Source organism: Chryseobacterium sp. FG46, from assembly GCF_057809135.1.
In genome coordinates this window covers 82,250-108,879 of record NZ_JBMDJJ010000007.1, presented here as the reverse complement: position 1 = coordinate 108,879, position 26,630 = coordinate 82,250, and the positions used below count along the sequence as shown (strand labels likewise).

The window sequence follows — 26,630 nt, the reverse complement described above, 5'->3', positions numbered from 1 at the left end:
GTTACAGAATAGGATAAAATTATCTGACAGTCCTACATTACTATGCATTATTTTTTGAACCTTTCGATTGTATATCCGATCAGTTGATTTACTGATATGAATGAGAGAGTTTTAAACTTTACAACACATATGCTCTAATCTGAGAAAGTATAAATTAGATTAAAACTTTGATGAATGATTTCAATGCCTTACAATTATTATTTTCAAAATAATATTAAAAACCGTAGAATGTTCCATAGTTTTTCTATTTTTGTGCTACTAATATATATTTGAAATGTCTGAAACTGAGAATCGACAGCCTAAAAACATAAAGAATAATCCGAAAATTATGAAGGCCTGGGCTGTATATGACTGGGCAAATTCTGTTTATTCGCTGGTTATTACCTCTACTATTTTTCCTATTTATTACTCTATCCTTACCACTGCTTACGAGAAAAAAGAATACGTGGCAGAAACCAAAACATGGATTGATGTTCCGGTAAGGCATATGATCAGAATTTTCGGAGAAGAATATCAGCCGGATGCCGTGTATGGATATTCCCTTACCATATCATTTTTTGTTGTAGTATTACTGTCTCCATTTCTGTCTTCTTTAGCCGATACGATTGGAAATAAAAAGTCTTTCCTGCAGTTTTTCTGTTATCTTGGAGCAACATCTTGTATGGGATTGGCCATGTTTACGGGAATGCATAACGTATTTCTGGGACTTTTATTCAGTATTACAGCCAGTGTCGGTTTCTGGGGAAGTTTGGTATTTTACAACTCTTTCCTTCCGGATATTGCCACACCGGACAGACAGGATGCTCTTTCTGCAAGAGGGTATGTTTATGGATATATCGGTTCTGTAGTTTTAGTGGTAATCTGTTTAGTATTGATTCAGGTTTTTGCCAAAGGGGCAGCTCAGCAGCTATTGTTTACAAGAATCAGTTTTCTGTTAACAGGAGCGTGGTGGTTCGGTTTTTCTCAATATACATTCAAGCACCTTCCTCAGTTTGGAGATGTGAAAGATAAACTTCCTAAAGATTTAGTGCTTTTAAACTATAAGAATATCTTCAAAAGACATGAAGAACAAGGTGGTTTCTTTGAGGTATTTAAAGATAATCTGAACTTCTATAAAGATATTGCAAAAGAAAGTTTTCACGAACTCTTTAAAGTAGGGGGAGAACTTTTCAAAGATAGAAATCTGAAATTCTTCCTGTCGAGTTTCTTTTTTTATAGTGTAGGAATGCAGACCATTTTCCTTATGGCTACATTATTCGGGAAAAGTGAAATTAATCTTGCTCAGGATAAACTGATCGGAACTCTTTTGGTGATTCAGATCGAAGCAATCATTGGAGCCGTTATTTTCTCAAGATTATCCAAAAGAATTGGTAATAAAAATGTTATTTCAATTGCAATCATCCTTTGGATTGTGGCTTGTCTTTGGGCTTATTTCCTGAATAAAGAAAACCCGACCGTTGAATACCAGTTTTATGGAGTGGCTGCAGTAGTAGGTTTGGTAATGGGTGGTCTTCAGGCAATGTCCAGATCTACTTATTCAAAATTACTTCCGGAAAACTCAATGGAGAACACTACTTACTTCAGTTTCTATGATGTATTGGAGAAAATTGCCATTATTATCGGAACATTTATCTTTGCAACATTGATCGAGCATTTCAATAATATGCGTATTGCAGCATTGTCCATGACCATATTCTTTGCCGCAGGATTGATTTTAATCAGATTCCTGAAGGTTAAAATGAGAAAAGACAGAGAAACATTATAAAATTGAAAGACGTTATTTTTAACGTCTTTTTTTATTCTAAAGAATAAAAAACATTTATTAGGTTTTTTGATTGGATTTCGTTATATGATTTCTATAAATACTAGAATATAGTAGTTGTTTTTCACTATGTGTTGATTTTTTTTGTTTATTTGTAAAAATGACAAAATTATCAAAATCATGAAGAATTTTCTATTAATTTGTTTTTTGCAGTGTTTTGTGCTAGGTTTTTCTCAGAATTTAAAACCGGTCGCTCAAAAAGTTTTAGAATTTCATAATCGAAAATTAGAATTTAAAACGTATGACTTATTTGAAACGAATAAATCTGCAGATAAAACAGCCGAATACAAAAAAGCAGCAACAGACATCACTGTAATGTCTTTAAAGTCTGCAGAATTAAAAAGATTAATCAAAGATAAACCTGATTTTATTGAAATTTCTTTTCCTTTTGATGACGGGAGACAGATCATTCTTGAAATGTACAGACATCAGATCTTAACCAGCGATTTTAAAGTAATTACAGATAAAGGAACAACCGTAGAATATACGCCTGGAGTTTATTATCAGGGAATAGTAAAAGGAGATAATGCTTCTATCGCAGCCTTTAGCTTTTTCAATAACGACATTGTTGGAGTTGCTTCTACCCTTGAATCAGGAAATATAGTGGTAGGAAAAGCTAAAAATTCTGAAGATTTTGTAAGCTATTCAGATTCTAAGTTAACAGGATCTAACCCGTTTGCCTGTGATGTAGACGGGCTGAAAGAAAATCAGGTTCAGAGACCTGTCTTTACACCGGATAATACTAGCAAAAAAACAGATAATTGCGTAAGGATCTACTATGAAGCAGGTTATGGTCCTTATACCCAAAATGGGAGTAACACTACCACTACCACCAATTGGGTTACCGCTATGCATAATAATGTTTCAACACTTTATGCCAATGAGAATGTTAATGTAGCATTAAGTGAAGTTTTTGTCTGGACAACCACAGATCCTTATACAGGATCACCTGGCACAATTCTGAACCAGTTTAGAACCACCAGAACCACTTTTAATGGTGATTTGGCACAATTATTAAGAAATCCTGCCACAACAAGTATCGCATATGTAAATTCATTATGTACCGATTACAGATATTCTTACTGCGGTACGAATTTTAATTATCAAAATGTACCCACTTACTCATGGAATATAGAAGCTATGACCCATGAACTTGGGCATAATTTAGGTTCACCACATACTCACGCCTGTTTCTGGAACGGAAATAATACAGCTATTGATGGCTGTGGACCAGCTTCAGGAAATAATGAAGGATGTACCGCAGCTCTTCCTCCGGCAGGTGGTGGTACCATTATGAGTTACTGCCATCTGGTAAGCAGCGTAGGAATTAATTTTGCGAATGGCTTTGGTGTGCAGCCTGGAGCATTGGTCAGAAATATCGTGGATTCAAAAGGATGCCTTGGTACGAATTGCATAGCATCATGTCCTGCATCAATGACCAATTTTACAATTACCAATATCACACAGAACTCTGCAAATGCAAATTTTACAGACGCAAGTTCATCATCATGGAAATATAAATTAACTACAAGTAACGGAGCGCTCGTATCTTCCGGAAGTACCAATACACCTTCTTTTAATTTTACAAACCTTCAGCCTGCCACTTATTACAGACTAAATGTAGGCACAAATTGCAGCGGCCCTAATGCATTCCAGCTATCAAAGTTGTTTTTAACTGATGGAGCATGGTGCGACGGAATTCAATTCTTGGACACAGGAGGCTCAGCAGGTCAATATGGAGATAATGAAGAATTAGTAAAAACATTCTATCCTGCGTCCGGTTCCTCTTTAACAATGACGTTTACTGCATTCGATCTTGAACAAGGCTATGATTACATGTATGTGTATAATGGGGCTTCTACGGCTTCACCATTGTTTGCCAATGGAAATAATTTGAGTGGAAGTACTATACCAGGTCCGTTCACATCCACAGATCCCTCAGGAGCAATAACAGTAAAATTTGTTTCAGATGGAGGCGTTACAGGAAATGGCTGGAATGTAAATTTCTCTTGCAGCGTTTTAGCAGTAGAAGATATCAATCCCTCAAATAATTCAATAGACATTTATCCGAATCCTGCCAAAAATATGATAACGCTGTCTTCAAAAGAAAGATTAAGAGGATATAAGATCTATGATGAAGCAGGGAGGTTGATTATTTCTGATTCTTCTTTAAAAGGAAATAAACAGGAAATAAATCTTTCCTCAATTCAGACAGGAAACTATGTAATCACTGTGGAAACAGAAAAACAAACCATCAATAAAAAGCTGATCAAACAGTAATTATAGTACAAATCTTTACAAAAGCCTGATTTTATCAGGCTTTTTTCGTATCTTTATATAGAAAAAATTCGGCCTGAGTTTTGCTTATATTCAGCGGAATAATTTTTAACTTTGCAAAAAGATTTATTGTCAATATGACCAACCCTTTATTTTATGCAAAAATAATCCTGTTTGGAGAATACGGAATGATTGAAGATTCCCAGGGGCTTGTTGTACCTTACAGCTTCTATAAAGGAACTTTGAAATTCTCAGATTTGAGTTCTGATTTTGAACTTAACTCCAACAGACATCTGCAGAAATATTCTGAATTTCTTACAGCACTTGATCTTTCCGACGACTTTAAGCTGGATATTGAGAGCTTTAAAAAAGATATTTCAAACGGACTTTTCTTTGATTCCAATATTCCTCAGGGATATGGAGTGGGAAGTTCAGGAGCCTTAGTCGCTGCTATTTTTGAAAAATATTCAATCAGTAAGCTGAATCCTGAAAACATTTCAAAAGATAATCTTAAAAAATTAAAAGCTGTTTTTGGTGAAATGGAAAGCTATTTCCATGGAAAAAGTTCAGGGATGGATCCATTGATCTGTTATATGAATCTGCCAATTCTTATCGAAAATAAAGAAAATTTAGACAGGGTAAATATTCCGGAAGGTGAAGAAGGAAAAGGAGCTATTTTCCTGATTGATTCCGGAATGACTGGCGAAACAGGACCTATGATTCAGATTTTCTTTGAAAAAATGAAAACAGAAGGTTTCCGAAAAACCCTGAAAGAAGAGTTCATCCGTTACAACAACGCATGTATCGAATCTTTCCTTAAAAAGGACATGAATCCATTCTTCAGAAATCTTAAGAAGCTTTCTCACTGGGCTTATGAACATTTCCGTCCTATGATCCCTGAAAGTATCTTTAATATCTGGAAAAAAGGGCTGGATTCCAATGCTTATTATCTGAAACTGTGTGGTAGCGGTGGAGGCGGCTATATCTTAGGATTTACAAAAGATTATGCAAAAGCTGAAAAAATGCTTGACGGCTTCCAAAAAGAAGTGATTTACAGATTTTAAACAGATTGGAATGAATTCTGAAAAAGAACCTTTCCAATCTAAAAACTATTTATCAAAATCTCTATTTTACAGATTTTCACAATTCGTGGGCTTTCTCCTCGGAGCACGTTTTTTTGTAGCAGCTCTCCTGACGTTTGCTCTCTATGTTTCTACTTTTTTCCTGTTCAACCAGGATGAATCTTTCAGAAAATTTGTCTTCGATTTCAAAGTACACGGAATTATTTTCTGTACTGTCCTTACCATTCTGGCGGGTGGTATTATCAACCAATTCTACGATCTGGAGAAAGATCATGTAGTAAAACCCTTCAGAACACGAGTTCAGAGTTTCATCAAACAGAAATATTTTCTTTATGCCTATCTGGCGCTCAGTGCTATTTCTTTAGGCGTAGCCTGGATGATTTCTCATAATGTATTTGCTTTTTTTGTAGTCTATCAGTTCTTTATGTGGTTTTACAGCCATAAACTAAGCAGAATACTGATCTTAAACAACCTTACTTTTGTCAGTCTCACTTTGTATCCGTTCTTTGGAATGATGGTGTACTACGAAACCTTTTCCAAAAAGGTTTTCCTGATGGCTGTCTTTCTCTTTCTTATCCTGCTCTGTATTGATATTGTGAAAGATACTCTTACCAGAAGTGTGGATAAAGCTTTCGGATATACTACTATTCCTAATTATTTTAAAAGCAGAAATACAAAAATCATTCTGACATCTTTATTGATAGTTACTATGGCAGTTTCAATGAAGATTATTACAAAAACCGGCATTACCGGATTCATGGCTTATTATTTTGCCGGAGGGCTTTTTGTCATGATTGTATGTATTTATCTTCTTTTAAAAGCTTCAAGAAGAAGCAACTTTCTGACATTGAATGTATTAAGGTTCTGGGTTTTTGTCGGAATCATTGCCATGCTGTTAAATGGAATAGAGCATAAATTGTAAAAAAAATCTTTAAATAAACTGAGGTTATTATTACCTTTGCATAACTAAATTTAATAAATAGGAATGCCCATTTTTAATGATACTAAAATTGCATTTGCAGATAAGTCTGATGCACAATTGAGAAAGGCTTACTGGATGTTTAAAATGATTGAACAGCCAGCTCTTACCAGCCTTGGAACATCTGTTCTGAATTTCACAGTACACAATAACTTTCCTTTCGTTACCGGAATTGTAAAAAATACCTTATTTGCACAGTTCTGTGGTGGTGAAACCCGTGAAGAAAGTATGAAAGTGGTGAAGCAGCTGTTCAAAAGAGGAGTTGGAAGTATTTTTGATTATTCCATTGAAGGAAAAGAAGATGAAGAAACTTTTGATGCAGTTTGCAAAGAAATTAAGGACATTGTAAGATTCTCAGTAGGAAATCCGGCGATTCCTTTTATTGTGTTTAAGCCTACTGCTTTCGGAAGAATTGATCTTTATGAAGCTGTCGGAAAAGGAGCTGAGCTTACTACCAGCCAGAAAGAAGAATGGGAAAGAGTGGTAAAAAGATTTGATGAAGTATGCAGTCTTTGCCATGAGCATGATAAAAAAGTAATGGTAGATGCTGAAGAAACCTGGATGCAGGATGCAGCAGACCACCTTTGTGAAGAGATGATGGAGAAATATAACCAGCAGAAACCTATCGTTTGGAATACCATCCAGATGTACAGAACCGGAAGACTGGAATATATGGAAGCTCATCTACAGAGAGCAAGAGAGAAGAATTACTTTATCGGTTACAAGATCGTACGTGGTGCTTACATGGAAAAAGAAAGAGCCAGAGCAGCAGAAAAAGGGTATGCAGATCCGATTCAGCCAACCAAAGAAGCGTCAGATAAAAACTATAATTCAGGAATCGACTTTGTGATGGATCATTTGGATAAGGTTTCAGCGTTCTTCGGAACTCATAACGAAATCTCTTCTGAGCTGATCATGGATAAAATGAAAGCGAAATCTCTGGAAAGCGGTAATCCTCATGTGTATTTCGGACAGCTTTACGGGATGAGTGATAATATTACTTTCTATTTGTCTAATAAAGGCTATAATGTGGCCAAATATCTTCCATACGGACCTGTAAAGGATGTTGTCCCTTATTTGACGAGAAGAGCCCAGGAAAATACCTCTGTAGCCGGACAAACCGGAAGAGAGCTTGGACTGATCAAAAAAGAACTTGAAAGAAGAAAGAAATAATAATATTGTTCTCAATATACATATCAGGCCTGCAGTTTTGCAGGTCTTTTTTATTGGAATTGAGCGACTGCGGAAACATGATAATTAGTAATAATCGAAACAATTGTCTGTTGTGGTGATTATATATTAAAATAAATTTATTTTTATTGCTGATTTGATTTTAAATAATTATATTTGATAGAGTCATAAAAACTAATGCAAAAAAAATATTTTCAATTACTGTTATAATTCTACTTAGGATAGAATCTCACCATTATAATAATCCAGTACTATTATCCTTTTAAATAGCCCAAATTGTAAAAAACTATCATTATAGGAGCAAACAGATAATCATAAAAAGAAAAAACTCTATCAACTGGATACCCTGTAAAAATTTTAAAAATAAAATAAAGCAATAGCTTTAGTTTTCTTCTTCAAATATTTTTTAACCTGATCATTTTCTTTGATCAGGTTTTTTTAAGGCTCAAAACTTTCGAATTTTCCATTTTCGTAGAAGAGAACGATACGTTTTATTTTACTTTGCTGATTACCAAACAGTTGGCCTAAAATATGATCACCGGAATTTTCTAATCGCTGAGAATGCGATATTTTTTCCTGAGCTTTATCCTCGGCTGGTATAAACGATTCTCCGGGACTTGATTTTGAAGCCTCTGTTTCCGTTTCATCACTTCCGAATTCATCATCATCATTCATCATGGTGAAAAGATCGGGTAGTGGAGTCGTTTTTATTTTCTCTTCTTCGGTATGCTCTTCGTTAATTTCTGATTCCGGCAGTTGAGATTTCAGCATTTCACCTTCACCAGTAACCAGCCAGTCCCAAAGAAGTTCCGGAAAACGGGATTTTATTTTTATGATAAATTCAAGAGACGGTTTGTTTCTTCCTGATGTGATATGTGAAATAGATGAACGCTGTACGTCAATCTCATCCGCAAACTCAGAAGGAGTAAGACGAGAATACTCTATAATTTTGGAAATTCTTTCATTTAAGCTCATAAAAATAAGTCTTTAATTATTTTACAAATGTAACTCTAATAATTTACAAATGCAAAACACAAATGTAAATAAATGCAAATATGCTCCGTATACATTTGTAACTTATATTTAATTATTTTTAAATCAATAGATTATACTTTAATTACAATTGTATTTATTTAATATGATAATCTTATTCAGTATATTTCTGTAAGCATCTTTGATGGAGTAACGGATCATTATTTTACTTAAATATTAGTTTAAAATTGTAAATTAATGCTTTTTTGCATGATATTTTGACCGTTAGATCTCAATAAAAATATGATTTACATTATTAAACTACTAAACCTCTCTCTTGGGTAGGTTTATATTAAAATCTTCATGAAAATACATATAGAACTTATTATGTTTGATGGCAGATTTGTAAATTACCGATGTAAATGCACTATTTTAAGCCCCTATTAAGCTCAATTTAAAGGAAAAAAACCTTCCTATTAAGCAACTAATTTTTTGTAAGATTAAAGCTCTTAAAAAAAGTGTTATTTGAATAATTTTCTGAAGGGCATTTTGTTTTTACTCATTTTACATATGTATACATCACTAAACAGCCTGGTTTTCCACAATTTTAATGTTTAATAAAATAACACTCAAACGCCTTTAAATAGCCTTTTTTGCACTTCAAGTATTGTTATAATTATTATTTATATAAATCTCATAAAGTGATGACTTTTAATATTTTATTTGTTGGTTATTAAATTATTCGCAATCCACAATTTTATCCACAGACAAATTGTCATCATGCACTGTTTGACAATGTTACAAGAGTTAACTCATCCATTAAGTTTAAAAATGGAAATAATGAATGTTTGTAAATTATAATTAAATCATTTGTCAAATGTAAATTTGTGGTTTTTGATGATATTTACAAATGTTAATTCATGTTTTTGGCTAAAAATGGCTAAATTTGATTTTTGTAAACTATTCCTACAATGAATTTTGAACAGATCTATTCTCAAAACCCCGATTTCTCAAATCGCTATATTTCCCCTGAAAAATTATTTTCTTATCTACAGACCAATCTCAGCGATTATATTCAGGAGATCGGAACATCCTATTTAGATAAACCTATTTATCAGTTAAGCATCGGTACCGGAAACATTCACGTATTGGCATGGTCACAAATGCACGGAAATGAATCCAATGCCACTCATGCTATGCTTGACCTTTTGGTAAGCCTTGATAAAGCTCCCGAAATGAAAGAAGACTTATTCAGTAAGATAACACTTGATTTCATCTTCATGCTGAATCCGGACGGATCTGAAAGATGGACCAGACTGAATGCAGCCGATATTGATCTGAACAGAGACTTTCATAACGAAGCAAGTAAAGAGATTAAATTCCTGAAAAAAGCAGCTGCTTCCAAAAAATATGATTACGCTTTAAACCTTCATGAGCAGAGAACCATATTTACTACTGATGGAATTCATCCTGCTACACTTTCCTTTTTGGCTCCTTCCGAAAATGTAGAACGTACCGTTACCGAGAACAGAAAAAAATGTATGGCAGTAATCGGAAGTGTATACAACCATTTAAAAGGAATGATTCCCAACCAGATCGGAAGATATTCTGATGAATTTTATCCTACTTCTACCGGAGATAACTTTATCAAAGCAGGAATGCCGACCATCTTATTTGAAGGAGGCCACTTTGTAGATGACTATAACAGAACAGGAACAAGAAAATATTATACAATTGCTCTTTATTATGCACTGAAAGCAATCAGTGAACTGAACTCTGATAGTACAGGATGGGAAACTTATCTTGAAATTCCTGAAAACAAGGAAACGCATTATGATATTATTTACAGAAATGTAAAGCTAAATACAGAGCATGAATGTATTCTGGATATTGCAGTTCAGTACAGGGAGATCAAAGAAGAGGGGAAAAGTGAAATCTCATTTATTCCTTTTGTAATGGAAGCAGGAGATGTAAAACAAAAGAAAGGCTGGGTGGAAATAGACTGTACCGGAAAGAAATTTATTTCTGCCACTAAATATCCGAAACTGGATTCTGTGGTGGAATTTAAAATTGAAGATTAAAAGATTTTAAATAATCTCCTCATACAAAAGCTTCGGCAGCCCTTGAGGGCTGCCGAAGCTTTTGTATAACTAATTTCCAAAATTCAAATGGCTGTCCACTCATTTATAATGTTATTCAATAGGAATGGGCTAAAGCCCATTTAATTTAATGAATATTCATCCGGCTTTAGCCAAAACTTAATTTTAGAATGTCGATTCCTCTAAAGATTAGTTAACCACTTTAATTCCATTCGCTACAAATCTGATCTCTTCTTTTGGTTGAGTGATAGCATCAATTTCAGACTGAGGTTGTTTAGCATCTTCTGCATAATGTTTCTGCTCATTTACAGAAATTACTTTTCTTTCTGCATTCCCATCCAATACTACATTTTTTCCTTTTAACGCTGTAGGTACGAAGAAAGCATAGTCTTTCATTTTTACAAAAAACTTAGAATTATCTTCGGTCTGGATCGTAAGCCAGCAGCCTTTTTTGTCACATACATCAGTTACTTTTCCTTTAATAGATACATTCTCAACTTTTTTGTTATCTTTTTTAAGCTGCTTACTCAATTTATCTACGGTGATCGCTTTGGATTCAGCTGATGAAGTTACCTGGCTGCCATAAGTATCACCTACCAAAGCTTTCCCTTCCGGAGGTCCGGATTGAGCAAATGCTAACGATGAACCTGTGAAAGCGGCTGCAAATAATAAAACTTTAAATTTCATGTTTAATATTTTTCTCAAAAATACTAATTAAAATTGAATCATAAAGGAATAAAAAATGATAAAAAACAGGTGTTTTGATGAATTTTTAACAAAATTGAAAATGAAAGGCAGATTTGATTATATTTGATCCCTATACTTGACTATGCAAAAAAAACTGAAACTATGGGATGCCATCATGCTCGTGATGGGATCTATGATCGGAAGCGGGATCTTTATTGTAAGTGCTGATATGATGCGAAACCTGGGATCAGGATTTTGGGTGATTATCGTATGGGTAATTACAGGAGTGATGACCGTAGCAGCTGCCATAAGCTATGGAGAACTGTCTGCACTGTTTCCGAAAGCCGGAGGACAATATACTTACCTGAAAGAGATTTTCGGTAAAAGAATGGGATTCCTTTACGGATGGGGATTGTTTACCGTAATACAAACCGGAACAATTGCTGCCGTAGCAATGGCTTTTGGAAAATTTACGGCCTACCTGATTCCCTCATTAAATGATGCTGCGCCTATTTTTCAGAGTGGTGAATTTAAAATTACATGGATACAGATTCTGGCGATTGCCGTCATTGTTTTGCTTACCTATATCAACACCAGAGGAGTGGAAAGCGGTAAAATTCTTCAGAATATTTTTACAGGTTCCAAAATTATGGCATTATTGGGTTTGATTGCTGCTGGCTTTATATTGGTAGACATTTCTCATTTAGCAGAAAACTTCAGCTGGGGAACAGATTCTTTCAATAACCTTAAAAAAGATTTGAGTGGTAATTTCCTTAAAGAAGGCTGGGAACCCATTGGAGGGATGACTCTTCTAGGCGGAATTGCTGCTGCAATGGTAGGTTCTGTTTTCAGTTCTGTGGCCTGGGAAAGTGTAACATTTGTTTCCGGAGAGATTGAAAATCCTAAAAAAAATGTAGTAAAATCAATGATTTTCGGAACTTCTGCCGTAATGATCCTTTATATAGCAGTAAACTACGTCTACTTAAATGCATTAGACAGAGACGGAATTGCATTTGCTGCCAACGACAGGGTAGCAGTCGCTGCCTCTCAGAATATTTTTGGAAGTGCCGGAACCATTATTATTGCTTTACTGGTTATGATCTCCACATTTGGATGTAATAACGGATTGATTCTGGCAGGAGCAAGAGTTTTTCAGACCATGGCAAAAGACGGAATGTTCTTTAAATCTGCAGAAAAAAATAATAAAAATGAAGTTCCTGAAAATGCACTTTGGATGCAGGGAGTCTGGGCCTCTATTTTATGTTTAAGCGGACAGTACGGAAACTTATTGGATATGATCTCTTTCGTGATCGTTCTGTTTTATATGATTACAGTTTTTGGAGTTATCTATTTAAGAATGAAACATCCGGAACTGGAAAGACCTTATAAGACATGGCTTTATCCGGTAACACCTGTTATTTACCTTGTAATAGGAACTTGTTTCTGTATTCTATTGCTTATTTATAAACAGCAGTATACATGGCCTGGCTTTGTTTTGGTATTGCTGGGACTTCCGGTATACTATTTTATCAATAGAAAAAAAGCAAATACTTAAAATAAAAATAGATCAGATTAAGGGCTTTCAATTCAGTTTGAAGGCCCTTAATTTTGAATAAAATTTAAAGTATTGTCATCATTATTTGTCGAAAATGCGTATTTTGGTATTTCGTTTTTAAAACAGGACCATGAAGTAAAAACAATAAGTTATGGATACACCAAATTACAGAATGCCTTTCGTACCGTCTACTTTAATGACTGAAGGCGGAAGTATCGATACCTGCGATATGGGGGAAAGTATTGCCCACAATATTATGCTGCTGATTACCACCAAAAAAGGGGAAAACAGATATGATGAAAACTATGGAAACGATGTCTGGAATCTCGAATTCGATAATGGAGTCACAAGTGCCATCTGGGAAAGCGTTTTTATCAAAAGCTTAAGGAGACAGATTCAGGAATATGAACCAAGAATCGTAAACCCGCAGATTGATGCTCACATACAGTTTGTAGAGCACAGTTATGATACTAAAGAACACACCGAAATTAAAAAGAAAGTAAGAATTGCCATCAATGCAAAAATGGAAGAAACAGGAGAGCGTTTTAGTTTTTCCACAGAATTGTTTCTAAGCCCGATGTCTATTGATTAATATTTTTAACAGCGAAAGAAAATTATGAATTTAGATCAGAATATTTATTCCAAAGAATCTGTAAAAGCAAGAATGCTGCAAAATGCAACTAAAGTATGGGGATTGAGAAGTCCACAGTCTTTAGATCCTTTTGTAAAACTGTTGATAGATGCATTCAGTACAGAAATTTTCAAAGCGAATAATGAAATACAGACGGTGAATGCCCGTATATTGGAAAAACTGGCAAAACTCTTAACACCGTCCATCTATACACATCCTATTCCGGCTCATTCCGTAGCTTTTACACAGCCTTATGAGTCTTCAGAGATTTTATTGGAACACACGGAATTTTTCTTCCGTAAACAGATGACTTCTACTGTAAAATCAGAATCAGACAAGCAGCTGAACATTCCTTTTACTCCTGTAGGAAATGTAAGAATCAATAAAGTTCACACTTCCATCATGTTTGTAGGAAATACCTGTTACAGCATTGATGACAGATTTAATAAAATCCCTATCGCAAGATTTCAGGGAAAACCTGAAGATTACAGAAAAATTACCATTGGAGTAGATGTAAGCAAATATGTAAGTGAAAACTTTCCGAAATACCTGAGTATATTCTGCTCCAACCCGGCTTTTGAGCACCTTGATTTCGTATACAAATTATTGCCTTACATTACAGTAACAAGTAATGGCAATCCTCTTTTTGTAAGAGAAGGATTAAGCTATCTTACAGAAAACCAAAATGATGGTTACGAGCAGATGTTCAAAGAACAGTCCATCAGAAATAAGGTGATTGAGGATATTAAAAGTATCTATCGTCATAAATTTATTGAAGTAACAGGAATCTCTCAAAGTCTGTTCTCAGATCCAGGACAGCTTCCACAGAACCTTGATTTTCTTTCCGGAAAAGAAGAGATCACAAAATTTCTTGATAGTAAACGTTATCTATGGCTTACTTTTGAGTTTCCACCACAATTTTCAGCAGAAATCCTGGACAATTTTTCCTTTGTACTGAATGCCTTCCCAGTCTACAACAGAGGCTGGAAAAAAACAGAATACAGCCTGGATATCATGGGGAATAATATTCCTTTGGTAACAGATGAAGGGGAGCATTTCCTTTATGTAGATGAGGTACAGGATGGCGACGGAAGAAAATATACTGAAATCCCTTTCACTCCGGCTGATGATCTTAAAAAAGGTTTGTATACCGTAAGAAAAGGAGGGATGGAACGCTTCACAAGCAGAAATGCTGTGGATATGATTGCCAATGTTCTGGAACTGACAAGAGACGAAATTGCTGCATTTTCCCTTTTAAACAGAGACAATGTAAAAGGTGTCTTAAGTGAAATGTCTGATAAAATGAAATCCATGGTGCAGAAAGTAAACAACGCCAAAAGGAATATCAGACAGGAACTGAATTATGTGATCATGGAACCGGTAGAAAAAACTGATCATACGTATGCTTCTTTCTGGGTAACACACTGCACGCTGGCCAATCATATGCGGCCAGGGACTGAACTTTCCAATCAGCTGAAATCCCAGACTGTAGTGCTGCTTACTGAAACATTAGGCGGAGCCGAAGAGCAGAAAGGGACAGACAGTATTCAGGCTTATAAATATGCATTGACGACCAGAGATAAGATCATTTCTTTGGAAGATGTTAAAAACTATTGCCGCATGATTCTGAAAGATGAGGTAAGGGAAGTAAGGGTAAGAAGAGGCACAATGATCAGTAATAAACCAAAAGAAGGCTTCGTAAGAACGGTTGAGGTAGAAATTATCCCTCAGAACTACTCTTTCTATGGAAGAGCGTATTGGGAAAATATGGCCAATATCATCAGAAATCAGATCATTTCCAAAGCCATCGACGGAATTGAATATATTGTAAGAATTACCAATGAAGATGTTGATTTTCAGGATATGTGATTCTTCAAAAGTAAATCAGTTTAAAATATAAAATGCCGTAATTATTGCGGCATTTTTGAATCATATCAATAGGAATGGGTTATTATCCTGAGCTTAGTCGAAGGAAGCCCGTTTTTTATAAATAAGCTTTCCATTGGCTTCAGCCAAAACATAATGATCCGAAAAATACGAAATCATTCCGGAAAAATACAATAACATCGGGTTCAGTGCACTAACAAAACCTAAGAATTTTTTATGAAACTTTTATCCCTTTTATATTCAAAAAAAGTCTATAAAATTTCGTATTTTTGCACGTTGTGATTTTCAGGCAAAATCACCCCAAATTATGAGTAAATCAACAGAATATATAGAAGTTTACGGAGCCCGTGAACACAACCTTAAAAATATTAATGTTAAAATTCCACGCAACGAATTGGTCGTTATTACAGGCCTTTCCGGAAGTGGAAAATCGTCATTGGCTTTCGATACTATTTTTGCAGAAGGCCAGCGCCGTTATATTGAAACATTCTCTGCCTATGCCCGTCAGTTTTTAGGCGGACTGGAGCGTCCGGATGTAGATAAAATTGAAGGACTTTCTCCGGTGATTGCTATTGAGCAGAAAACAACCAATAAAAATCCACGTTCTACTGTGGGTACAGTTACCGAGTTGTACGACTTTCTGCGTCTTTTATATGCAAGAGTTTCGGATGCTTACTCTTTGTCTACAGGACAGAAGCTGGTAAGCTATACCGAAGATCAGATCCTTGAAACCATCAAAGAAAATTATAAAAAAGAGAAGATCATGCTTTTGGCACCAGTGGTGCGTTCCAGAAAAGGACATTATCATGAGCTTTTTGTACAGATGGCTAAAAAAGGCTACGGACAGGCAAGAATTGATGGTGAACTGCAGGATATTGAATATGATTTAAAACTTGACCGTTATAAAACCCACGATATTGACATCGTTATCGACCGTTGGATCATCGGGGAGAATGCTTCAGAAGGAAGAATGGAGAAATCATTGCGCACCGCGATGGAAATGGGCGAAGGTATTATCGGAATTCAGAAACTGGGGAGTACGGACATTGAATATTTTTCCAAAAACCTGATGGATGCTGAAACAGGACATTCTCTGGCGCTGCCTGAACCCAATACTTTCTCATTCAACTCTCCAAAAGGAAGCTGCCCGAATTGTAAAGGGCTTGGAACTATTAAAAAGATCAATACCGATTATTTCATCGATAATCCTAAACTATCCATCAATCAGGGAGGATTATTGCCGTTGGAAGATATTAAATCCAACAAATGGATTCTGTCGCAAATTAAAAATATCCTTGAGATCTTTGGATTGGGATTAACAACTCCTTTGCAGGATATTCCGGAAGAAGCACTGGATTATATCTACAACGGATGTCATAAAGAATTCAATAAAGACCTCAAATACGCAGGAATTACCAAGAAAATAAAAATTGGTTTCGATGGTCTTATTGCTTTCATGGAGGAGATTATTGATGATAGAGACTCGTATGAAGCTGTTTTGTTGGAAAGACATTTCACAACGGAAGAAACCTGCCCGGAATGTCATGGAACCCGTCTTCAGCCATCAAGCTTAAGTTTTAAAATTGACGGAAAGAACATTGCTGAGGTTAATGGTTTAAGCTTAGCCGATTTAAAAGACTGGTTAGCTGATGTTAAAGATAAATTCTCAGAAAAAAATAAGATTATTGCTCACGAGATCTTAAAAGAAATTGAAACCAGACTTCAGTTCCTGCTGGATGTAGGGTTGGATTATTTGAGTCTGAGCAGAAGCTCAAAAACCCTTTCGGGAGGAGAATCACAGAGAATTCGTCTGGCAACGCAGATCGGATCTCAATTGGTCAATGTATTGTATATCCTTGATGAACCAAGTATCGGGCTTCACCAGAGAGATAACGAAAGACTGATTCATTCCCTGAAAAATCTCAGAGACATCGGAAACTCTGTATTGGTGGTAGAACACGATAAAGACATGATTCTTGAAGCCGATGAGGTATTGGATATTGGTCCAAGAGCCGGAAAATTCGGTGGAGAAGTCCTTTGGCAGGGAAAACCAAAAGACCTGTTGAAAGCAGATACCATCACTGCTCAATACATCAATGGGAAAAGAAAAATTGCAATTCCTGAAGAAAGAAGAGCAGGAAGCGGTAAAAATATTGTTTTAAAAGGAGCTACAGGAAACAATCTTAAAAATGTAACGCTGGATATTCCTCTTGGAAAACTGGTAGTAGTAACCGGAATCTCAGGAAGCGGAAAATCTTCCCTGATTAACGGAACATTATATCCAATCCTAAACAAACACTTCTACAGAGCGGTTCAGGAACCGTTACCATACAAAAAGATTGAAGGGTTAGAGAATATTGATAAAATTGTGGACGTAGATCAGACTCCAATCGGAAGAACGCCACGTTCAAATCCTGCTACGTATACCGGAATGTTTACCGATATCAGAAACCTTTTTGCAGAGCTGCCGGAAAGTAAAATCCGTGGGTATAAGCCTGGAAGATTCTCTTTCAACGTAAAAGGTGGAAGATGCGAAACCTGTCAGGGTGGAGGATTGAAAGTAATCGAAATGAATTTCCTTCCGGATGTATACGTACACTGCGAAACATGCAACGGAAAACGTTTCAACAGAGAAACCCTGGAAGTTCGTTACAAAGGAAAATCAATTTCTGACGTCCTAGATATGACGATTGATGAAGCCGTAGATTTCTTCCAGCCGATTCCTAAGATTTTTGCAAAAGTAAAAACATTACAGGATGTAGGTTTGGGATATATTACCCTTGGACAACAATCGACGACTCTTTCCGGAGGTGAAGCGCAACGTATCAAGTTAGCAACCGAACTGGCGAAAAGACAAACCGGAAACACCCTTTATATCCTTGACGAACCAACTACAGGACTTCATTTTGAAGACGTAAAAATCCTGATGGATGCTATCAACCAACTGGTAGAGCTTGGAAACTCTTTCATCATCATCGAACATAATATGGATGTCATCAAATTAGCAGACCATATCATCGACGTTGGTCCGGAAGGAGGAAAACACGGCGGACAGATCGTAGCACAGGGAACTCCTGAGGAAATTGTGAAGTCTAAGAAAAGCTTGACCGGGAAGTTTTTGAAGAGGGAACTGGAATAAGTATTCATAAAATTATGCGGTATTTTGTCACTCTGAAGGAATCTAAATAATTTACGTTATAATATTGATCAACGCTTAATATAAAAATCGAGATAATAATTGGCTAAACTCATCATGTTTAGCCTTTTTTTATGCTTAAAATAACCCTCCAATATTAAATTTTCAATTATTTTTAAAATTTATTACACTGATATTCAGTATTTTATATTTTAATGTTAACTCAATGTTAACTGAATGTAAAATTAATATGAATTATTTTTAATAACTTTGGGTAAGAGATACAAAATAAGGTTAGTATAATATTTAAAACCAAATAGTTATGAAAAATAAAATTCAAATATTGATCGCCTCACTTTTCGTTTGCGGATTTGCTGCTGTTTTGAACACTGCTAAAGCTCAAACTACAGATCATAATACCATTCAGGAAATTCAGTTGAACAAAAGTGAAACGTTTAACGATATCAGAAATAAACTGGAAGCCAATTTTGACCTTACCAACCCTGATTACAAACAGGGAACCGTAAATTCCGTGGTAAAATTTGATATTGCAAAAAACGGGAAAATTGTAAATGTTCATTCCAGCGGAGATTGCAAAACCGTAAGCAAAGAAATTGAAACGGTATTAAGTGATCTTGATTACAAGGTAGACCGCAAAAAACTGACTGATAATATGGTTGCCTATACTTACGTAATGCCGGTGACAGTAGAGATCCATAACAGATAGTATTTACTGCATATTATTCAATAATGTGTGAATAATGAAAACTTATCACATGAAGTTATAATAAACAATAGAATATAAGATTTTAATTTTGGGCTACCATAAAATTAAAACGATATGAAAAATTTAAAGAAGCTGACAAAGTCAGATTTGAAGTCAGTGAATGGAGGAGAACCTGTAAAATACTGTACATTTTGCGAATGGGCGAATAAAGTAATTTGCAGCGAAATTCCAATCGTTCAGTGCCCTTAAAAATAAAGCCGCTTTTATCAGCGGCTTTTCTTATTTTGCACTTTGAACAAATTCTGTTAATCTGGCTTTAAGATCTTTAGAATTTCCTATGGGATCAAAAGTAACATTATCTACTCTCCATCCTTTATCTGTCCATAAAATATTTTTTACCAATCACAAAAATCGATACATTTGAGTAGATAAAAAAATTGTGGATCCTATTCTTAACGTTGCCGTCCGTTCCCTCTGTGTTTACCTTTTTATGGTAATTGCTATCCGTTTATTTGGTAAAAATCAGCTTTCCCAGCTTAATGCAGGGGATGTTGTATTACTGCTGTTAATTTCAAATGCTGTTCAAAACGCAATGGTAGGTCCTGATACCTCTCTTCAGGGCGGAATTATTGCGGCATTGGTTTTGTTTGTTGCTAATTTTATTTTGAAAAGGATCATGTTTTCCAGCCGCTCCTTTCAGACTCTTATGGAAGATGAGCCGGTTATTTTGATCAGAGATGGAGTAGCTGATCAGGCAGCCCTGAATCGGGTAAAAATCACCGAAAGCGAATTGGAAGAAGCTATAAGAGAACACGGAATTGAAAAAATAGATGATGTAAAACTTTCCGTTCTTGAAGTGGATGGAAATATCAGTGTTGTTTCTCAGGATGAAAAGAGTAAACAGACTCACTATTCAAGAATTAAAAGAAAAATTAAAAGAAAATACCATTAAATAAGATGAATTACGAACTTAGAGAAATGCTTCCCAGTGATGAGCCCAGAGTTCTTGAGATTTTTAAGCAGGGAGTAGACGGCGGTATCGCAACTTTGGAAACAGAAGTCCCTACAGCTGAAGCCTGGAGCATGGAATATTTTAACGACTGCCGTTGGGTGCTGGAAAATGACAATAATGAAGTAATAGGATGGTGTGCCCTGAAACCAGTCAGCAAACGGGAATGTTTTAAAGGGGTCGCAGAAGTAAGCATTTATTTTGATAATGAATATCAAGGAAAGGGATTGGGTTCCGTATTGCTTAAAAAGATAATTTTGGATAGCGAAGATCACGGATTCTGGACATTACAGACCAACATCTTCTCCGAAAATGAAATGGCCATTAAATCTCATCAGAAAAACGGTTTCAGAATGGTAGGTGTCCGAAAAAAAATCGGAAAGCTGAACGGAGAGTGGAAAGATCTTATCCTGATGGAAAAAAGAAGCGAAGTCATTTAAAAAATTATAAATGATGAATGATGAATGATGAATGATGAATGATGAATGATGAATGATGAATTTGTTTGATAAGCACACTAATTTCCATAACAAAATTCACAATTGACCTGCGAAGCAAAATTGACCATTGACAATAAAAGGCTTTATATTTAAACCTTAAACCTTGAATTTTGAACTTTTGGCATTACCATTGTTATAATAAGTAAAGTTGAAAAAGTAGAAATAATGAAAAATATAATTAAAATTACCGGAGTTCTTGTGGTGATGCTTATGCTGTCATCATGTGTAGTTCATGACAATGGAGCGAGAGGAAATACAATCCCTCCAGGTCAGGCTAAGAAAGTGTTTGGAGGAAGTGCAAAAGACTATGCTCCGGGACAGGTGAAAAAAAGAAGTGGTAATTAACAATATCCAAAATAAAAAAAACAATAGTCATTTTTAACATGTGTTAGCTTAATTTCAATTTCTTTTGGCATTAACATTGATATATTTCGCTATCGAAATTGAAAAAGTGAAAATAATGAAAAGTATGTTGAAAATGGCTGGGGTAGCTGTAGTCGTATTAATGCTGTCTTCTTGTGTTGTACATGAGCATCATGGAAGAAGAATGCCTCCGGGCCATGCCAAAAGGTATTATGGCGGAAGTGCAAGGTACTATGCACCCGGCCAGGTAAAGAAAGTCCATATTTATGACGATCGTGGTCATCATCACAAAGGTCGCGGCCATGGACATCACAGATAAAAAGAAAAGCACTGAAATTTTTTCAGTGCTTTTTTATGATCAGTTATAATCTCGATTTTTTGGGATTAAGAAAAGTATTAAAAACCATAACTTCCTGTCCAAACTTTTTCTCAATTCTTTCAGAAATATTTAAAAGTTCACTTTTAATGAAGTCTTCACGTAATTCTTCATTATCAAAAATTAACAGGAGATTATAATTTTTGCCTTCCTCGATAAAGTCACTGTGAACTTCGGAAAGAATATATTTGTTGACATCCATCAGGTTTTCAGTCATCAAAACCAGTGTTTCATCAATATAATTTTCCCATTCTTCCAGGTTATCTTTTGTGCAGTGGAAAGTTAAACTTAATACGCTCATTTTTTTATGAATTTTTAAGATTTTTTGGATAAATTCTACCGCAAAAATCGGCATTTTTTTCGTAAATTAGCCCGTTAATAAAAATTGGAAATAAATAATTTTCAAACCTACAGCTAAGAGTTTGAATATCATTACAATAAAATTTGTTTATGCAAAAAGAAGGAGAAAGACTGATTCCTATCAACATTGTTGATGAAATGAAGTCGTCTTATATCGATTATTCGATGTCCGTTATCGTTTCAAGAGCGTTGCCGGATGTAAGAGACGGCTTGAAACCCGTTCATAGAAGGGTACTTTATGGTATGTATGGACTAGGGGTATTTTCTAACAGAAAATATTTGAAATCTGCGAGAATTGTTGGAGATGTATTAGGTAAATATCACCCGCACGGAGATTCCTCTGTATATGATGCTATGGTAAGAATGGCACAGGATTGGAGCTTACGTTATCCTCAGGTAGACGGGCAGGGTAACTTCGGTTCTATGGATGGTGACCCGCCTGCAGCAATGCGTTACACCGAGGCAAGATTGAAAAAAATCTCTGATGAGGTTCTTTCAGACCTGGATAAAGAAACAGTTGATTTTCAGAATAACTTTGATGACAGTTTACAGGAGCCGACAGTAATGCCAACTAAAGTTCCGAACCTTTTGGTCAATGGTACTTCAGGTATTGCAGTAGGTATGGCAACGAATATGGCGCCTCATAACCTTTCAGAATCTGTAGATGCAATCTGTGCTTACATTGATAATAAAGAAATTACGATTGACGAACTGATGCAGCACATCATTGCACCGGATTTCCCTACAGGTGGTATCATCTATGGATATGATGGAGTAAGAGATGCTTTCCATACAGGTAGAGGTAGAGTGGTTTTAAGAGCTAAGGTGAACTTTGACGAAATTGGGAACAGAAACGCAATCATCGTTACTGAAATCCCTTATCAGGTAAACAAAGCTGAAATGATCGCCAGAACAGCAGAGCTTGTTAAGGACGAAAAAATCCCTGGAATTCATGAAATCAGAGACGAATCGGATAGAAAAGGACTTCGTATTGTTTACGAATTGAAAAACGATGCTATTCCGAATGTAGTTCTTAACCTATTATATAAATATACAGCACTTCAGACCTCTTTCAGTGTAAACAATATTGCATTGGTACACGGAAGACCGGAGCAGCTAAACCTTAAAGATATTATTCATCACTTTGTAGAGCACAGACATGAGGTCATTGTAAGAAGAACTCAGTTTGAGCTTAAAAAAGCAAAGGAAAGAGCACACATCCTTGAAGGATTCATGAAAGTGATCGGAACTCAGGATTCCCTGGATAGAGCAATCTCTATTATCCGTCACAGTGCCAACCCTCAGGCGGCGAAAGAAGGCTTGATTGAGGCTTTTGAACTTTCAGACATTCAGGCTCAGGCAATTCTGGATCTTAGGTTAGCTCGTCTTACAGGAATGGAGCTTGATAAAATCCGTGATGAATATGATGCAATCATGAAAGAAATTGCAAATTTGGAAGATATCTTAGCGAATGAGCCAAGAAGATTCCAGATCATCAAAGATGAACTGATAGAAATCAAAGAAAAATACGGAGACGAAAGAAGAACTGAAATTGATTATTCAGGAGGAGAGATGTCTATTGAAGATATCATCCCGAATGAATCTGTAGTTCTTACCATCTCTCACGCAGGATACATCAAGAGAACTTCGCTTTCAGAATACAAAATTCAAAGTAGAGGTGGTGTAGGTAATAAAGCTGCAACAACAAGGGATTCCGACTTCCTTGAGTATATTGTTTCAGCAACCAACCACCAGTACATGCTGTTCTTTACCGAAAAAGGAAGATGTTACTGGCTAAGAGTATTTGAAATTCCGGAAGGCTCCAAAACGGCAAAAGGAAGAGCGGTACAAAACCTTATCAATATTGAACCGGATGATAAGATCAAGGCATATATCAGAACCAACAACCTTAAGGATTCCGAATATGTAAATCAAATGAGTGTTGTGATGGTAACTAAAAACGGAACCATCAAGAAAACATCATTAGAAGCCTATTCAAGACCAAGAGTAAATGGAGTAAATGCTATCGAGATCAGAGATAATGACCAGTTATTAGGAGCTTATCTTACCAATGGAACATCTCAGATCATGATTGCTACTAAAAATGGTAAATGTATCCGTTTCCCTGAAGAGAAAGTAAGAGAAGTTGGTAGAGGATCTATCGGGGTGAGAGGAATCCTGCTTGAAGATGGTGACGAAGCTATTGGTATGATTGTTGTGAATGATGTGGAAAACGAAACAGTACTTGTGGTATCTGAAAAAGGATATGGTAAGAGAACTGCGGTGGAAGACTACAGAATTACCAACAGAGGAGGAAAAGGAGTTATTACTCTTAATATTACCGAAAAAACAGGAAATCTTATTGCTATTCAGAACGTAACAGACGAAGACGGATTGATGATCATCAACAAATCCGGTGTTGCCATAAGAATGGGAATGGATGAAATGAGAGTAATGGGTAGAAATACTCAGGGAGTAAAACTGATCAACCTGAAAAAAAATGACGAAATTGCAGCCATTGCAAAAGTAGAAATGGATAAAGATGTAGAAGAAGATTCTGAAGAACTTGAAGAAACAGAAGAAGGAGTTGTAGGATCGCTATTTGATAACCAGGAAAACGACGAGGCACCTCAGGCTGAAAATGAAAATTCCGCAGAGGAAAATGAGAATTCTGATTCTGAAGAATAAATTGTACAATTAAATATAAATAGTTATTATGAAGAAACTAATTTTAGGAATGGCTATCGTGGCGTCTGCTTTTGCTTTTGGGCAGAAAAAAGATGCCAATGCTCTGAATGCTCAGCTTCAGGAAGCTAATAAAGTGGCTATGGACGCATATAATGCAAAAAATTATGCAGCAGCAGCACCTAAGTTTATTGAAGTTTATGACTTATTAAAATCTAGCGGTCAGGACAATAAAATATACATGTATTATGCAGGGCTTAGTCATGCGTTAGCTAATAACACTGATCAGTCTATCAAAATATATACAGACCTTATCAATTCCGGTTTTACAGGAGTAGAAACTACTTATACTGCAAAAGAAAAGAAAAGTGGTCAGGTGGTAAATCTTGATAAAGCTACCTGGGAACTAATGAAAAAGAACCCGGATTATAGTGATTTCAAAACAGAACAGACTAAAAGTATAGAATCTGATTTGTATGAAACTTTGTCTTCATTACTTTTGAATGCAAAAAAACCAACCGAAGCTCTTACTATTATCGAAAAAGGTTTGGTTAAGTTTCCAAACAATGCTAAGCTTAAAGAAGCTCAGACTACAGCATATCTTCAGTCTGGAAATACAGATAAGTTCGTTTCCGGATTAAAAGAGCAGTTGGCTAAAAACCCTAACGATGCTACCAACTGGTATAACCTTGGGGTAATGCAGGCTAAAAACCCGGCTACTGTTAATGATGCTTTGGAAGCATTCAAAAAAGCTATTGAGCTGAAGCCCGATTTCTCTGATGCCTATCAGAATTTAGTATATACTACTATTGGTGATGATGCTAAAGTAGTAGGAGAGATCAATGCATTAAGAAAAGACAAGCCAGATGAAGCTTCTAAGCTGATTGATGCAAGAAGAGAAAGATTCGGAAAAGCATTACCATTTGCTGAAGGATGGTATAAAGCAAATCCAAAGAGTCTTGATGCGGTTACTGCGTTAAAAGAAATTTACATTGTAACTAAAAACATGGATAAAGTTAAAGAAATGAAAGCTAAAGAAGCTGAACTTACAGCTGCTGGAGCAAAATAATCATTTTTTGACACAACAGATAAAAAAAAACGGAACAGAAATGTTCCGTTTTTTTTATTGTAAACACAAAGTACTGAAGTTCTTATCAGGATTTTATGTTTCATATAGAAGTCTTGCAGACCTTTTATGATTTTGAATTAAATCTGTAAACCTAACAGGTTTTTAAAACCTGTTAGGTTTGATTTATTACCGGCCCTAATATGCAGTTTCTGTTGAAAATTTTTCATGCCGGATTCATGCATTCAAAATTTCTTTTTTTATAGAGATGAACCTTCAATTTCAACCTGAAAATTTCTCTGTAATTCCGTATCTTTGAGAAAAATTTTTATAAGATGATCGAGTGGAAAACCGCCAAGGAATACGAAGATATTACCTATAAAAAATCTAACGGAGTAGCAAGAATTGCTTTCAACAGACCTGAAGTACGTAATGCTTTCAGACCTAAAACAACTTCAGAATTATATGATGCTTTTTATGATGCCTATGAAGATCCTTCAATAGGGGTTGTATTGCTGTCAGGAGAAGGACCAAGTCCAAAAGACGGAGGATGGGCATTTTGCAGCGGAGGAGATCAGAAAGCCAGAGGGCACCAGGGATATGTAGGAGAAGATGGAAGACATCGTCTGAACATTCTTGAAGTTCAGCGTCTGATCCGTTTTATGCCGAAAGTGGTGATCGCTGTTGTTCCCGGATGGGCAGTTGGTGGAGGACACTCTCTTCACGTAGTATGTGACCTTACTTTAGCAAGTGAAGAACATGCTATCTTCAAACAGACAGATGCCGATGTTACTAGTTTTGACGGCGGTTACGGTTCTGCTTATCTTGCTAAGATGGTAGGACAGAAAAAAGCCCGTGAAATCTTCTTTTTAGGAAGAAATTATTCCGCTCAGGAAGCTTTCGAAATGGGAATGGTGAATAAAGTAGTTCCTCATGCGGAATTGGAAGATACTGCTTACGAATGGGCACAGGAAATATTAGCCAAATCGCCAACTTCTATCAGAATGCTGAAATTTGCCATGAACCTTACAGACGATGGTATGGTGGGGCAGCAGGTTTTCGCAGGAGAAGCAACCCGTCTTGCTTATATGACAGAAGAAGCTCAGGAAGGAAGAAATGCTTTTCTTGAAAAAAGAAAGCCCAACTTCGGAGAAGATCAATGGATATCATAACATGAGTGATGAGTAATAAGTAATGAGCAATATTCTTCATTACTTATTAACCAT

The 26,630-nt window shown here is 35.9% G+C and carries 22 protein-coding genes; 19 read left to right on the top strand and 3 right to left on the bottom strand.

The genetic code is table 11. The features are described 5' to 3' along the window. Positions 1 to 274 precede the first annotated feature (274 nt). The 5 genes from ACODR7_RS07490 (at position 275) to ACODR7_RS07470 (ending at position 7,333) form a co-directional block, all read left to right on the top strand. Positions 275 to 1,765: an MFS transporter gene (locus ACODR7_RS07490; protein ID WP_488838459.1), complete on the top strand. Its 1,491-nt coding sequence runs from the start codon at positions 275 to 277 to the stop codon at positions 1,763 to 1,765. Between the two features lie 177 nt (positions 1,766 to 1,942). Next, complete coding sequence (locus tag ACODR7_RS07485; protein WP_488838457.1) at positions 1,943 to 4,102, top strand: M12 family metallo-peptidase; 2,160 nt, start codon at positions 1,943 to 1,945, stop codon at positions 4,100 to 4,102. A 134-nt stretch (positions 4,103 to 4,236) separates the two neighbouring features. After that, entirely contained in the window at positions 4,237 to 5,163 is a 927-nt protein-coding gene (locus ACODR7_RS07480) for a mevalonate kinase family protein (RefSeq protein ID WP_488838456.1), read from the top strand. A gap of 10 nt (positions 5,164 to 5,173) precedes the next feature. Further along, positions 5,174 to 6,103 carry a UbiA family prenyltransferase gene (locus ACODR7_RS07475; protein ID WP_076594597.1) on the top strand — a complete coding sequence of 310 codons (930 nt, stop codon included), beginning with the start codon at positions 5,174 to 5,176 and terminating at the stop codon, positions 6,101 to 6,103. A gap of 63 nt (positions 6,104 to 6,166) precedes the next feature. Further along, positions 6,167 to 7,333, top strand: a complete 1,167-nt coding sequence (locus tag ACODR7_RS07470) for a proline dehydrogenase family protein (protein ID WP_488838455.1) — start codon at positions 6,167 to 6,169, stop codon at positions 7,331 to 7,333. Positions 7,334 to 7,789: 456 nt separating this feature from the next. On the opposite strand, the gene ACODR7_RS07465 is transcribed toward ACODR7_RS07470, so the two are convergent. Further along, positions 7,790 to 8,326 (bottom strand): helix-turn-helix transcriptional regulator, encoded by a 537-nt coding sequence (locus tag ACODR7_RS07465; RefSeq protein ID WP_488838453.1) that lies wholly within the window; start codon positions 8,324 to 8,326, stop codon positions 7,790 to 7,792. Between the two features lie 968 nt (positions 8,327 to 9,294). Between ACODR7_RS07465 and ACODR7_RS07460 the strand changes: the two genes are divergently transcribed. After that, a complete protein-coding gene (locus tag ACODR7_RS07460; protein ID WP_488838452.1) occupies positions 9,295 to 10,404 on the top strand; it encodes a M14 family zinc carboxypeptidase in 1,110 nt (369 codons plus the stop codon). Between the two features lie 207 nt (positions 10,405 to 10,611). Here the strand turns inward: ACODR7_RS07460 and ACODR7_RS07455 are convergent, their stop codons facing one another. Next, positions 10,612 to 11,109, bottom strand: coding sequence for a DUF4920 domain-containing protein (locus ACODR7_RS07455; protein WP_488838451.1), 498 nt, complete (start codon positions 11,107 to 11,109; stop codon positions 10,612 to 10,614). A 142-nt stretch (positions 11,110 to 11,251) separates the two neighbouring features. Here ACODR7_RS07455 and ACODR7_RS07450 point away from each other — a divergent pair, with 142 nt between their 5' ends. From ACODR7_RS07450 to ACODR7_RS07405, 10 genes are all read left to right on the top strand, one after another. After that, entirely contained in the window at positions 11,252 to 12,664 is a 1,413-nt protein-coding gene (locus tag ACODR7_RS07450) for an APC family permease (RefSeq protein ID WP_488838450.1), read from the top strand. A 151-nt stretch (positions 12,665 to 12,815) separates the two neighbouring features. Next, positions 12,816 to 13,256, top strand: coding sequence for a GPW/gp25 family protein (locus ACODR7_RS07445; RefSeq protein ID WP_002979175.1), 441 nt, complete (start codon positions 12,816 to 12,818; stop codon positions 13,254 to 13,256). A gap of 24 nt (positions 13,257 to 13,280) precedes the next feature. Beyond that, on the top strand, positions 13,281 to 15,164 hold the full coding sequence (locus tag ACODR7_RS07440; protein ID WP_488838448.1) for a type VI secretion system baseplate subunit TssF: 1,884 nt from the start codon (positions 13,281 to 13,283) through the stop codon (positions 15,162 to 15,164). A gap of 325 nt (positions 15,165 to 15,489) precedes the next feature. Beyond that, a complete protein-coding gene (gene uvrA, locus ACODR7_RS07435; RefSeq protein ID WP_488838446.1) occupies positions 15,490 to 18,321 on the top strand; it encodes an excinuclease ABC subunit UvrA in 2,832 nt (943 codons plus the stop codon). Between the two features lie 319 nt (positions 18,322 to 18,640). After that, a complete protein-coding gene (locus ACODR7_RS07430; RefSeq protein ID WP_488838444.1) occupies positions 18,641 to 19,045 on the top strand; it encodes a hypothetical protein in 405 nt (134 codons plus the stop codon). 114 nt (positions 19,046 to 19,159) lie between these two features. Continuing rightward, the gene (locus ACODR7_RS07425) at positions 19,160 to 19,294 is read left to right on the top strand and encodes a bacteriocin-like protein (RefSeq protein ID WP_488838443.1); all 135 of its coding nucleotides are present in this window, start codon (positions 19,160 to 19,162) and stop codon (positions 19,292 to 19,294) included. A gap of 190 nt (positions 19,295 to 19,484) precedes the next feature. Beyond that, positions 19,485 to 19,997 (top strand): DUF421 domain-containing protein, encoded by a 513-nt coding sequence (locus tag ACODR7_RS07420; protein ID WP_488838442.1) that lies wholly within the window; start codon positions 19,485 to 19,487, stop codon positions 19,995 to 19,997. A gap of 5 nt (positions 19,998 to 20,002) precedes the next feature. Next, complete coding sequence (locus ACODR7_RS07415) at positions 20,003 to 20,494, top strand: GNAT family N-acetyltransferase (RefSeq protein ID WP_488838441.1); 492 nt, start codon at positions 20,003 to 20,005, stop codon at positions 20,492 to 20,494. A 225-nt stretch (positions 20,495 to 20,719) separates the two neighbouring features. Next, positions 20,720 to 20,899 carry a quinol oxidase subunit 4 gene (locus ACODR7_RS07410; protein ID WP_488838440.1) on the top strand — a complete coding sequence of 60 codons (180 nt, stop codon included), beginning with the start codon at positions 20,720 to 20,722 and terminating at the stop codon, positions 20,897 to 20,899. 115 nt (positions 20,900 to 21,014) lie between these two features. Next, positions 21,015 to 21,236 carry a hypothetical protein gene (locus ACODR7_RS07405; RefSeq protein WP_488838439.1) on the top strand — a complete coding sequence of 74 codons (222 nt, stop codon included), beginning with the start codon at positions 21,015 to 21,017 and terminating at the stop codon, positions 21,234 to 21,236. A gap of 43 nt (positions 21,237 to 21,279) precedes the next feature. Here the strand turns inward: ACODR7_RS07405 and ACODR7_RS07400 are convergent, their stop codons facing one another. Next, a complete protein-coding gene (locus ACODR7_RS07400) occupies positions 21,280 to 21,594 on the bottom strand; it encodes a DUF4286 family protein (protein WP_076594824.1) in 315 nt (104 codons plus the stop codon). Positions 21,595 to 21,743: 149 nt separating this feature from the next. Here ACODR7_RS07400 and gyrA point away from each other — a divergent pair, with 149 nt between their 5' ends. From gyrA to ACODR7_RS07385, 3 genes are all read left to right on the top strand, one after another. After that, a complete protein-coding gene (gene gyrA, locus ACODR7_RS07395) occupies positions 21,744 to 24,341 on the top strand; it encodes a DNA gyrase subunit A (protein WP_488838438.1) in 2,598 nt (865 codons plus the stop codon). 28 nt (positions 24,342 to 24,369) lie between these two features. Next, a complete protein-coding gene (locus tag ACODR7_RS07390; protein ID WP_488838437.1) occupies positions 24,370 to 25,407 on the top strand; it encodes a tetratricopeptide repeat protein in 1,038 nt (345 codons plus the stop codon). A gap of 332 nt (positions 25,408 to 25,739) precedes the next feature. Further along, positions 25,740 to 26,576, top strand: coding sequence for a 1,4-dihydroxy-2-naphthoyl-CoA synthase (locus ACODR7_RS07385; protein ID WP_034697698.1), 837 nt, complete (start codon positions 25,740 to 25,742; stop codon positions 26,574 to 26,576). The last annotated feature ends 54 nt before the right edge of the window (positions 26,577 to 26,630 follow it).

Coding starts and splice junctions, on each gene's coding strand:
- ACODR7_RS07405 (WP_488838439.1), top strand. CDS start 21,015: ATGAAAAGTATGTTGAAAATGGCTGGGGTAGCTGTAGTCGTATTAATG.
- ACODR7_RS07385 (WP_034697698.1), top strand. CDS start 25,740: ATGATCGAGTGGAAAACCGCCAAGGAATACGAAGATATTACCTATAAA.
- ACODR7_RS07445 (WP_002979175.1), top strand. CDS start 12,816: ATGGATACACCAAATTACAGAATGCCTTTCGTACCGTCTACTTTAATG.
- ACODR7_RS07415 (WP_488838441.1), top strand. CDS start 20,003: ATGAATTACGAACTTAGAGAAATGCTTCCCAGTGATGAGCCCAGAGTT.
- uvrA (WP_488838446.1), top strand. CDS start 15,490: ATGAGTAAATCAACAGAATATATAGAAGTTTACGGAGCCCGTGAACAC.
- ACODR7_RS07390 (WP_488838437.1), top strand. CDS start 24,370: ATGAAGAAACTAATTTTAGGAATGGCTATCGTGGCGTCTGCTTTTGCT.
- ACODR7_RS07430 (WP_488838444.1), top strand. CDS start 18,641: ATGAAAAATAAAATTCAAATATTGATCGCCTCACTTTTCGTTTGCGGA.
- ACODR7_RS07480 (WP_488838456.1), top strand. CDS start 4,237: ATGACCAACCCTTTATTTTATGCAAAAATAATCCTGTTTGGAGAATAC.
- ACODR7_RS07465 (WP_488838453.1), bottom strand. CDS start 8,326: ATGAGCTTAAATGAAAGAATTTCCAAAATTATAGAGTATTCTCGTCTT.
- ACODR7_RS07490 (WP_488838459.1), top strand. CDS start 275: ATGTCTGAAACTGAGAATCGACAGCCTAAAAACATAAAGAATAATCCG.
- gyrA (WP_488838438.1), top strand. CDS start 21,744: ATGCAAAAAGAAGGAGAAAGACTGATTCCTATCAACATTGTTGATGAA.
- ACODR7_RS07475 (WP_076594597.1), top strand. CDS start 5,174: ATGAATTCTGAAAAAGAACCTTTCCAATCTAAAAACTATTTATCAAAA.
- ACODR7_RS07485 (WP_488838457.1), top strand. CDS start 1,943: ATGAAGAATTTTCTATTAATTTGTTTTTTGCAGTGTTTTGTGCTAGGT.
- ACODR7_RS07470 (WP_488838455.1), top strand. CDS start 6,167: ATGCCCATTTTTAATGATACTAAAATTGCATTTGCAGATAAGTCTGAT.
- ACODR7_RS07425 (WP_488838443.1), top strand. CDS start 19,160: ATGAAAAATTTAAAGAAGCTGACAAAGTCAGATTTGAAGTCAGTGAAT.
- ACODR7_RS07410 (WP_488838440.1), top strand. CDS start 20,720: ATGAAAAATATAATTAAAATTACCGGAGTTCTTGTGGTGATGCTTATG.
- ACODR7_RS07450 (WP_488838450.1), top strand. CDS start 11,252: ATGCAAAAAAAACTGAAACTATGGGATGCCATCATGCTCGTGATGGGA.
- ACODR7_RS07455 (WP_488838451.1), bottom strand. CDS start 11,109: ATGAAATTTAAAGTTTTATTATTTGCAGCCGCTTTCACAGGTTCATCG.
- ACODR7_RS07460 (WP_488838452.1), top strand. CDS start 9,295: ATGAATTTTGAACAGATCTATTCTCAAAACCCCGATTTCTCAAATCGC.
- ACODR7_RS07400 (WP_076594824.1), bottom strand. CDS start 21,594: ATGAGCGTATTAAGTTTAACTTTCCACTGCACAAAAGATAACCTGGAA.
- ACODR7_RS07440 (WP_488838448.1), top strand. CDS start 13,281: ATGAATTTAGATCAGAATATTTATTCCAAAGAATCTGTAAAAGCAAGA.